Raw genomic sequence first — 9,143 nt, 5'->3', positions numbered from 1 at the left:
GGGGCGCGAAGCGGCCCCATTAACCAAAAAGTTGGGGCCTGCTGCGCAGTCCAGCGGGAGCAAGCTCCCTCGCCACAGGATCTTCGGTCACCACTGAGGGCGGTGTGAGCCCAATTCCCCTGCGGGCAAGTCCCACTGCAACGGTGTCCCGCTGATGGTCACCGGGGGCAGCAAGCGGTGGGCCGGGCCCCAGGCGGTTTGCTCCACCACCAAGCCTTGATCACCCGGTTCTTCGGCCCGCAGCGGTAGTTGTTCCGGGACTTGTCCTGCGTCCACCAACAGTTTTGCCGTGCGCGCGAGGGACAACCGTGCCGAACCGCCGCGGCCGGATTTCAAGCGTTCACTCAACGCCTGAATCGCACTGGCCGCCATCAAATACCCGGTGGCGTGGTCCAGCGCCTGCAACGGCAGCGGCACCGGTTTTTCCGACTTTTTCCACTGCCTGCCAGCCTCGGCAATCCCGGTGCTCATCTGCACCAGGCTGTCGAACCCCCGGCGATTGCGCCACGGGCCGCCCCAGCCGTAAGCGTTGAGGCTGGCGTCGATCAGGCCAGGCGCGAGGGCTTGCAGCGCGGCCTCACCGTAGCCCAACTGCTCCAAAGCATCGGCGCGGTAGCCGTGCAGCAGAATGTCGGTGTCCTTGAGCAGGTTTTCGAAGATCAGGCGGTCGTCGGGGTTTTTCAGGTCCAGGCGGGCGCAACGTTTGCCCAGGGTCATTTCCGGCACCACGCCGGGTTCGTTCCAGTCAGGGGAATCGATGCGCAGTACATCGGCGCCGAGGCCAGCCAGAAAACGGCTGGCGGTGGGGCCGGCCAATACGCGCGTCAGGTCCAGCACCTTGATGCCCGCCAGCGGCCTTGCCACCGAGCCCAGCCAGGGTTTGTCGCTGAGGGCTGCAAAGGTCTGGCGATGGACCAGCGGTTCCTGATTGACCGCCAAGCCTTGTGGATGAACTTGCCAGTCTTGCCATGAGCGCATCTGCGCCGCACAGCCGTTCGCCTCGACAATCGCCTGTTCCAGCTCGGCAGCGGTCCATGGCGCAACCTTCGCGGCCATTGCTTCACGGTCAGCGACCTGCCCGAGTACGCGCTCGGCGGCGGCACGGTGATGCGGTGCATTGGTGTGCAGGCGAATCCAGCCATCGGTGCAGGCGTAGTCGCCGGCTATCGGGTCCCACAGCGGCGGTGTGGTCCAGCCGTCGGGGCGCAGCGAGGAGGAGAACCAGAACGAGGCGAGGCGCCGGTCCACGGTCACCGAGGGCAGGCGCCCGGTTTGCTGCAACAGCAACTGGGCGACCGCCTGGCCTGCGGCACCGATGCTGGCGCTGGCCAGTTCGGTGACGGCAAAGGTCGAGGGCAGGGCGCCGACTTCGGTTACGGCCAGTGGGGTGACGGGTAAATCGAGTGCTTCCTGGATGGGGGTGAGCAGATCAGTCATCAAAGGCCCTCCTAATGAGAAGGACCATCATAGAAGATCATCAGGGTTGAATGACAACCCCCGGCTCCAGTGGCAGGTCCACGCTGGCGATAAAGCCGCCGCCTTGATGATTGGCCAGGATCAGGCTGCCGCCATGGCGCTCTGCGGCGCGCCGCGCAATGGCCAGGCCCAGGCCATGGCCCTGGGCGGTTTGCCCCGGGGCGCGGTAAAACGGCTCGCCGAGTTGGCTCAGGTGTTCGGCATCCACGCCGGGGCCGTGGTCGCGCACACTGATCACAATGCGTTCGCCCTGGCGTCTGGCTTCCATTTCAATCGGTTGGCCGGGCGGGTTGAAGCGTTGGGCGTTGCGCAGCAGGTTATCCACCGCGCGTTCGATCATGGTCGGCCAGCCCTTGAGGTGCAGCCCGGCCTCGGCATCCAGCTGCACGGGTTGGTCCGGCGCGCCGAGCAAGGCGTCTTTTTGCAGGGTCCGGAGCAACGGGTTGAGGTCGATGTCTTCGGCACTGGCGTTATCGGCGTCCACCCGGGCGAGTACCAGGATTTCGCTGATCAGCGCTTCCAGGCGGTCGCATTCGCGGGTCAGGCGCGGCCAGAGTTTTTCCCGCGCTTCGGGCGTGGCCCGTTCTGCCAGGGCCAGGGCGATCCGCAGGCGGGCCAGGGGCGAGCGCAGTTCGTGGGACACATCCCGCAGCAACTGGCGCTGGCTGCCGATCAGGCTTTGCAGGCGGGCGCCCATGCGGTTGAAGTCGGTGGCCAGTACGCCGAATTCATCGCGACGGTTGGCCAGCCGCGCCAGGCTGTTCTGCTGATAGGTGGTCTGGCCCAGGTCGTGCACTGCGCCGCGCAGGCGGCTGAGGGGGCGGGTGATGGACAACGTCACCAACAGGCTGAACAGGGTCAGCACCACCAGCGCAATCGCCAGGGCACTTAACGGCCAGAGCAGGCTGCTGCGGTGCCAGGCGTCCAGTTCCGGGTGGGGAATGCGGTAGATCAGCAGGTAGGTGTCGCCGGTTTTTTCGCTGGTGTACTCGGCGGTCAGCCGGCGCCAGGGCAGGTGGCGGTCCTGGCTGTCGTTTTGCCGGGCTTCGAGGGCGGCGGCGCGGCGCGGGAAAGTGCCGCGCACCACAGGCTCGCCGCTTTCGTTAAGCACTTGCACGTCAATGTGGTACTGACGCTTGCGCTGCTGCAGCAGCTCCTGGGCGGCGTCCTCGCCCTGGGCCTCGTAAAGCTGCGTCCATTCCTGCGCGAGGTTATTGAGCCCGGGGTGGCGGCTGAGAATCCAGGCGTCCTGGTTGAGCATATGCCCAAGCAGGATCGACAACCCGGCAACCAGGGCGATGGCCAGCCAGAAGCTGGCAAGGACGCGCCAGAACAATGAACGCACAAGAAATCCTCAAACAGGAAAAGCCCAGCGGCGGTGGCCACTGGGCTGGGAGTGAAGCTAGATCATTATTGCGCTTTTTGCGGCTGCTGGGCTTTCCAGGCCTGGAATTCCTTCCACTCGGCGCGGCGCTCGGCTTGTTTCTTCACGATCTCGTCGAATTTCTTCTGTTGATCGGGTTTCAGCACGGCACGGATGTCGGTCTGGGTTTTCTGCTTGGCGGCCGCCATTTCGTCTTTCATGGCTTTCTGATCAGCGGCTGGCAGTTTGTCCAGGTACTTGCGCACCAACTCTTTGCGAGCGTGCCATTGCTGGCCCATCAACTTGCCGATCTGCTGGCGCTGTTCAGGGCTCAGGTCCAGCTGGCTGAAAGGGCCACCTTTGCCCCGCATGCCGTGTTCACCGCCGTGACCTGGGCCACCCATCATGTGGCCTTCAGGACCGCCCATCGGGCCTGGGCCTTCTGGCGCAGCGGCCATGGCAACGGTTGGCAGGGCAGCAGCGAACATCAAAGCGATAAGGGTCTTGCGCATGGTGATTCTCCTGTCTCTATTCCGGTGAGTCCGGATGTGAGTAGATTACGGAGATCAAGGTCAGCGGCAGTCAGGGGACGGTAAAGCTTGGGTAAAGAGGATTTTGGGCGGGGCTGACAAAACTATTGGCGACCGTAGCAACTGTCGAGCCTTGGCGAGGCTGCGAGGCAGGCGCTGCGGTCTGACACCTGTACCGAGGAGATGCTGTCGCAGCCTCGCCGAGGCTCGACAGCTGCTACGCGGGCTAGAGGCTGTAGTAATAGCCGCGGCTACGCAGCGCCACGATCCGTGGCCGGCCATCCGGGTGCGGGCCGATCTTCTTGCGCAGGTTGCTGACGTGCATGTCCAGGCTGCGGTCATACAGGGTCAGCTTGCGGCCCAGGGCGATTTGCGCCAGTTCCTGCTTGTCCAGCGGCTCGCCGGGCTGGCGCAGCAAGGCTTCCAGCAGGCGGCTTTCGGACACGGTCAGGGCAAATTCCTGTTCATCGATAGTGACCACGCCACGCACCGGGCTGAAGCACAGGTCGCCCAGTTCCAACTGAGTGGACACGGCGGCCGGGTGGCTGCGGCGCAGCACGGCGCGCAGGCGCGCGGTCAGTTCACGAGGATCGCAGGGTTTGGCCAGGTAGTCGTCGGCGCCCAGTTCCAGGCCGAGGATCCGGTCCAGGGGTTCGCCCCTGGCCGAGAGCATCAGCACCGGCAGTTCCGGGTGGTCGCTGCGCAATTGCTTGAGCAGCTCCAGGCCGCTGCCGTCGGGCAGCATCACGTCGAGCACGACGGCCGCCGGGGCGGCTTCGGCCAATGCCTTGCGGGCGCTCAAGCCGTCATGGCAGGCGCGTACCTGGAAACCTTCCTGGCTCAACCAACTGGTCAGCAGCTCACAGAGCTCCTGGTCATCATCTATCAGTAACAGCTCGCTCATGACTCACTCAATTTAGCCATTGTCGACGGCGCCGGTGCCCGCCACTGGCGAAGATCCCGCATAACAGGGCGATCAGTGCGACTGCCCCGCCGGTCACGAACCATTGTTGTTGCTCGGTAAGCCAGCGTGGCAAGGCACTGCCCTGTGCTTCTTTGAGTTGCTGGACCAGGCGTTGGTTCTCCTGGCGCAGTTTACTCAGTTGGGTACTTTCCCGCGTGGCGTCAGCACTTTGCAATTGCTTGCTCAGCTCATCGCGCTGGCGTTCGCTTTCTTTCAAACGTTGCTGCAAATCGGTGATCTGGCTGCCGGCACTCAAGGACAGGGGCGTGGAACTGCCGGTGTTCGAGGTTTCTTCAGCGTGGGCCGTAGCCCCGATCATTAACACTGCCAACAGACACAACTGACGTAAGCGCATCGGAACTCCTGATTCCACACGAATATTCAGAACGTTGTCGGCAGGTTACCGGGAATAATGAGCGTTTAGGAGTGCGCTGAAGCCATTTGGTTCAGCGCGCAACGAATCAAGGCAGGACTTGCTTGAACGGTTTGACCAGCACCTGGGCGTACACGCCGGCCGCTACATACGGATCAGCATCGGCCCAGGCTTGTGCCGCCGCCAGGGAGGCGAACTCGGCGACGATCAGGCTACCGATGAAACCGGCGTCTCCCGGGTCGTTGCTGTCTACCGCAGGATGCGGGCCGGCCAGTACCAGGCGGCCTTCGGCTTGCAGCTGTTTCAGGCGCTCGACGTGGGCCGGGCGTACGGACAGGCGTTTTTCCAGGGAGTTGGCGACGTCGGTGGAAATGATGGCGTAGAGCATGTCAGTCCTCGGTTTTCGGCGTGGTAGGGTCGGTGTCATGCAGGTGGCGCGACAGGTAGATACCCTGGCCGACCAGGAACAGCACGGTCATGCCCAGGCTGCCGAACACCTTGAAGTCCACCCAGTAGCTCTGGAAGGTAAAGGCGACGAACAGGTTGGCGGCGCCGCAGAACAGGAAAAACACGATCCAGGCGATGTTCAGGCGGGTCCACACCGGGTCTGGCAAGGTCAGCGCGTGGCCCATGATCCGCTTGATCAGCAGGCGATCACCGATGAAGTGGCTGCCGATAAAGGCCAGGGCGAACAGCCAGTTGACCACCGGGGCTTTCCATTTAAGGAAGGTTTCGCTGTGGAAGGCCAGGGTCAGGCTGCCGAACACAAGGCAGGCGACCAGGGTCAGCCACTGGCTTTTTTCCAGCTTGCGCTGGGAGATGAAGAGCGCGCCGTAGACCACCACGGAGCTGATGATCAGCACCGCCGTGGCGCTGTAGATGCCGCCGAGGGTCAGCTCGTGGCCGGCAAGATCGATAACGCGAGGGTCGGTTTTGTAAACGATGAAAAACAGCAACAGCGGGATGAAGTCGATGAATTGTTTCACAGTAAGAGCCAGAAGCTGGATGTGGCGGCATAATAACAAACATCCTTGGTAGCGAAAGCGCCAGCTGACTTGAGGTTACACACTCCCGTGAATGTTGATTTGCACTGCCATAGCACAGCCTCTGACGGCGCCCTGGCGCCCGCGGTCCTGGTTGCGCGTGCGTTTGAAAAAGGCGTGCGAGTCCTGTCGTTGACCGACCACGACACCCTCGAAGGCCTGGCAGAGGCCCGCGAGGCGGCGCATGCGTTGGGCATGCAACTGGTCAACGGAGTTGAATTGTCCTGCACTTGGGGCGGCGCAACCATCCACGTATTGGGCTACGGTTTCGACGTCAACGCGCCGCCGCTGGTGGAGGCCATCGCCAAATTGCACGATGGCCGCTGGCTGCGGTCCGAAGAAATAAGCCGCAAGCTGGCCCTCAAGGGCATGCCCAACGGCCTGGAAGGCGCCCGCGCCATCCAGCAGGAACTGGGTGACAGCGGCAACGCCCCGGCCCGCCCGCACTTTGCCGACTGGATGGTGCGTGAAGGTTTTGTAAAGGATCGCGCCGAAGCGTTCCGCAAATGGCTGGGTGCCGGCAAGCTGGGGGACGTCAAGCAACACTGGCCAACCCTGGAAGACACCGTTGGCACACTGCGGGCAGCAGGTGCCTGGGTCAGCCTGGCGCATCCGTGGCATTACGATTTCACCCGCAGCAAGCGTCGCAAGCTGATTGGCGACTATATTGGAGCGGGCGGCCACGCAATCGAAGTGGTCAATGGGCATCAACCCGCCGAGCAGGTAGGCAGCCTGGCGATTCTTGCCCGTGAATTTGGTCTGCTGGTCAGCGCCGGCAGTGATTTTCATGGCCCCGGCGGCTGGTCCGAGATTGGCGAGTACCGCGCCGTTCCGGAAGATTTGCCGCCCCTTTGGTGTCGCTTCAAACATGACCCCATTATTGCCACCGTCTGAACAGGTAGAACACGTGAGTCAATTCTTCCAGATTCATCCGGAAAACCCGCAGGCGCGCCTGATCAAACAGGCCGTGGAGATCATCCGTGCCGGTGGCGTGGTGATCTACCCCACGGATTCGTCCTACGCCATCGGTTGCCAGATCGGCGACAAGAATGCGGTCGAGCGCGTAAGACGCCTGCGTGACCTGGACAAGAACCACAACTTCGCACTGATTTGCAGCGACCTGTCCCAGCTGGGGCTGTTCGCCAAGGTCGACACCGGCACCTTCCGCCTGCTCAAGGCCCACACGCCGGGGCCCTACACCTTCATCCTCAACGCCACCCGCGAAGTGCCGCGCCTGCTGCTGCACCCGAAGAAGCGCACCATCGGCCTGCGGGTGCCGGAACACCCGATCGCCCTGGCGCTGCTGGCCGAACTCGGTGAGCCGCTGATGAGTGTGTCGCTGATCCTGCCGGGGGAAGAAGAGCCGTTGTACGACCCTTATGAAATGCGCCGGCTGCTGGAAAAACACGTCGACCTGATCATCGACGGCGGCTACGGCGGCAACAAGGCCTCCACCGTGATCAACCTGGCCGACGGCGAGCCGGAAGTGGTGCGCGTAGGGTGTGGCGACCCGGCACCGTTCATGGTCGAGGCCTGAATGTCGGCCGTGGAAGCCGTCGACAGCCAGGCGGGCGCCCAGCAGGAACTGCCATTTGCCATGGTCTACGGCCAGGCCGTGATGGAAATGCCGCTGGACCTGTACATCCCGCCGGATGCGCTGGAAGTCTTCCTCGAAGCCTTCGAAGGTCCGCTGGACTTGCTGCTGTACCTGATCCGCAAGCAGAATATCAATATCCTCGACATCCCGGTGGCGGAAATCACCCGCCAGTACATGGGCTACGTCGAACTGATGCAGACCGTGCGCCTGGAACTGGCCGCCGAATACCTGGTGATGGCCGCGATGCTCGCGGAAATCAAGTCACGCATGCTGCTGCCGCGCTCGGAGACTATCGAGGCGGAAGAGGATGACCCCCGCGCCGAACTGATCCGCCGCCTGCAGGAGTACGAGCGCTTCAAGGCCGCGGCCGAAGGCATCGACGGTTTGAGCCGGGTCGGCCGCGATGTGGTGGTGCCCAAGCTCGACGCCCCGGAAGCCCGGGCGCGCAAGCTGCTGCCGGACGTGAGCCTGGAAGAGTTGCTGATGTCCATGGCCGAAGTACTGCGCCGTGGCGATATGTTTGAAAGCCACCAGGTCAGCCGCGAGGCACTGTCCACCCGCGAGCGCATGAGTGATGTGCTGGATCGCCTCAAGGGCGGCGGGTTTGTGCCGTTTGTCGAGCTGTTTACCAAGGAAGAAGGGCGCCTGGGGGTAGTCGTGACCTTTATGGCGATCCTTGAGCTGGTCAAGGAATCCTTGGTCGAGCTGGTCCAGAATGAGCCTTTTGCGGCTATCCACGTGCGGGCGCGAGCCGAATAAAGAGCTGAATCGATGAATCTGACTGAACCCCGCGAACTGGCTCCGCTGCTGGAAGCCTTTCTCCTGGCCTCGGGCAAGCCGCAATCCCTGGAGCGCCTGTTCGAACTGTTTGAAGAAGCCGAGCGCCCTGAGCCGCCGGTGTTCAAGAAGGCCCTGGAGATTCTGCGCAAGTCCTGCGACGGCCGTGCCTTCGAGCTGCGGGAAGTGGCTTCCGGGTATCGCCTGCAAATTCGCGAGAAGTTTTCGCCGTGGGTCGGCCGCCTGTGGGAAGAACGCCCGCAGCGCTATTCCCGCGCGATGCTGGAAACCATGGCGCTGATCGCCTATCGCCAGCCGATCACCCGGGGCGAGATCGAAGACGTGCGCGGCGTCGCGGTCAACAGCCATATCGTCAAGACGTTGCTGGAGCGGGAGTGGATCAGGATCGTTGGCTACCGCGACGTGCCCGGCAAGCCGGCGATGTTTGCCACTACCAAGGTGTTCCTCGACCACTTCAACCTGAAAAACCTCGACGACTTGCCGCCGCTGGCCGAGCTGCGGGAGATGGAGCCGGACCCGGTCCTGGATTTCGACGACGCACCGGTGCCCGCCGGGTTGCAGGAGCTGGCCGACGCCAGCGCCGAGCCGGAAGAGCCGAAGGACGAAACCAGTTTCCACACATTGTTGCTGGAACTGGATGACATGGAGCAGGGCATCAAGACTGACTTCGATGACTTGCTGCGTGATGGTGCGGCCAGTGACGGTGAGCAGGAGCCTGCGCTGCAACTGAACGTTGAGGTTGAGCTGCCAGTCGAAGTTGAAGATGAGCCCGAGCCTGAACCCGAGGAGGACATCCTCGGCGTCGCCGAAGCGCGTGCCAAACTGCTGGCCGCCGTCGCAGCGCTCGAACAACCGCCGCTGAGCGACGAAGAAGACGAAGCCCGCGCCCTGGCCGAAGCCATCGAAAACGAGCGCCGCCAATTCGAAGACTGACGCAGAACAAAATGTGGGAGCGGGCTTGCTCGCGAATGCGGTGGGTCAGCCAAGCATCCGGCGACT

The 9,143-nt window shown here is 63.1% G+C and carries 11 protein-coding genes; 4 read left to right on the top strand and 7 right to left on the bottom strand.

Features of this window, described 5'->3' with window-relative positions; translation table 11 throughout:
• Positions 1-87: 87 nt before the first annotated feature.
• The 7 genes from ACW9I6_RS27500 to ACW9I6_RS27470 form a co-directional block, all read right to left on the bottom strand.
• Positions 88-1,437, bottom strand: a complete 1,350-nt coding sequence (locus tag ACW9I6_RS27500; RefSeq protein WP_457340048.1) for a CoA transferase — start codon at positions 1,435-1,437, stop codon at positions 88-90.
• Positions 1,438-1,477: 40 nt separating this feature from the next.
• Positions 1,478-2,821, bottom strand: coding sequence for a sensor histidine kinase (locus tag ACW9I6_RS27495; RefSeq protein WP_003220063.1), 1,344 nt, complete (start codon positions 2,819-2,821; stop codon positions 1,478-1,480).
• 65 nt (positions 2,822-2,886) lie between these two features.
• Complete coding sequence (locus ACW9I6_RS27490; RefSeq protein ID WP_087692654.1) at positions 2,887-3,351, bottom strand: Spy/CpxP family protein refolding chaperone; 465 nt, start codon at positions 3,349-3,351, stop codon at positions 2,887-2,889.
• Between the two features lie 244 nt (positions 3,352-3,595).
• Complete coding sequence (locus ACW9I6_RS27485; RefSeq protein WP_003220065.1) at positions 3,596-4,273, bottom strand: response regulator transcription factor; 678 nt, start codon at positions 4,271-4,273, stop codon at positions 3,596-3,598.
• Positions 4,274-4,280: 7 nt separating this feature from the next.
• Positions 4,281-4,688 carry a hypothetical protein gene (locus ACW9I6_RS27480; protein WP_003220067.1) on the bottom strand — a complete coding sequence of 136 codons (408 nt, stop codon included), beginning with the start codon at positions 4,686-4,688 and terminating at the stop codon, positions 4,281-4,283.
• 106 nt (positions 4,689-4,794) lie between these two features.
• On the bottom strand, positions 4,795-5,094 hold the full coding sequence (locus tag ACW9I6_RS27475; protein ID WP_087692655.1) for a YciI family protein: 300 nt from the start codon (positions 5,092-5,094) through the stop codon (positions 4,795-4,797).
• A 1-nt stretch (position 5,095) separates the two neighbouring features.
• Positions 5,096-5,692: a septation protein A gene (locus ACW9I6_RS27470; RefSeq protein ID WP_003220071.1), complete on the bottom strand. Its 597-nt coding sequence runs from the start codon at positions 5,690-5,692 to the stop codon at positions 5,096-5,098.
• 87 nt (positions 5,693-5,779) lie between these two features.
• On the opposite strand from ACW9I6_RS27470, the gene ACW9I6_RS27465 reads away from it, so the two are divergent.
• The 4 genes from ACW9I6_RS27465 to scpB all read left to right on the top strand — a co-directional run bounded on the left by ACW9I6_RS27465 (position 5,780) and on the right by scpB (position 9,077).
• Positions 5,780-6,643, top strand: a complete 864-nt coding sequence (locus ACW9I6_RS27465) for a PHP domain-containing protein (RefSeq protein ID WP_003220073.1) — start codon at positions 5,780-5,782, stop codon at positions 6,641-6,643.
• Between the two features lie 13 nt (positions 6,644-6,656).
• Positions 6,657-7,286, top strand: a complete 630-nt coding sequence (locus ACW9I6_RS27460; RefSeq protein ID WP_003220075.1) for an L-threonylcarbamoyladenylate synthase — start codon at positions 6,657-6,659, stop codon at positions 7,284-7,286.
• Between the two features lie 120 nt (positions 7,287-7,406).
• Positions 7,407-8,105 (top strand): segregation and condensation protein A, encoded by a 699-nt coding sequence (locus tag ACW9I6_RS27455; RefSeq protein WP_173406103.1) that lies wholly within the window; start codon positions 7,407-7,409, stop codon positions 8,103-8,105.
• Positions 8,106-8,117: 12 nt separating this feature from the next.
• The gene (gene scpB / locus ACW9I6_RS27450) at positions 8,118-9,077 is read left to right on the top strand and encodes an SMC-Scp complex subunit ScpB (protein WP_102369771.1); all 960 of its coding nucleotides are present in this window, start codon (positions 8,118-8,120) and stop codon (positions 9,075-9,077) included.
• Positions 9,078-9,143: the final 66 nt, after the last annotated feature.

The sequence above is a fragment of the Pseudomonas sp. SDO5522_S412 genome (assembly GCF_054071215.1).
The sequence above is the reverse complement of the archived record's forward strand: the minus strand, read 5'-3'. Positions and strand labels throughout refer to the sequence as shown.

Excerpts from the sequence above, each read along its gene's own strand:
- ACW9I6_RS27500 (WP_457340048.1), bottom strand. The coding sequence starts at position 1,437 with ATGACTGATCTGCTCACCCCCATCCAGGAAGCACTCGATTTACCCGTC.
- ACW9I6_RS27490 (WP_087692654.1), bottom strand. The coding sequence starts at position 3,351 with ATGCGCAAGACCCTTATCGCTTTGATGTTCGCTGCTGCCCTGCCAACC.
- ACW9I6_RS27485 (WP_003220065.1), bottom strand. The coding sequence starts at position 4,273 with ATGAGCGAGCTGTTACTGATAGATGATGACCAGGAGCTCTGTGAGCTG.
- ACW9I6_RS27480 (WP_003220067.1), bottom strand. The coding sequence starts at position 4,688 with ATGCGCTTACGTCAGTTGTGTCTGTTGGCAGTGTTAATGATCGGGGCT.
- ACW9I6_RS27475 (WP_087692655.1), bottom strand. The coding sequence starts at position 5,094 with ATGCTCTACGCCATCATTTCCACCGACGTCGCCAACTCCCTGGAAAAA.
- scpB (WP_102369771.1), top strand. The coding sequence starts at position 8,118 with ATGAATCTGACTGAACCCCGCGAACTGGCTCCGCTGCTGGAAGCCTTT.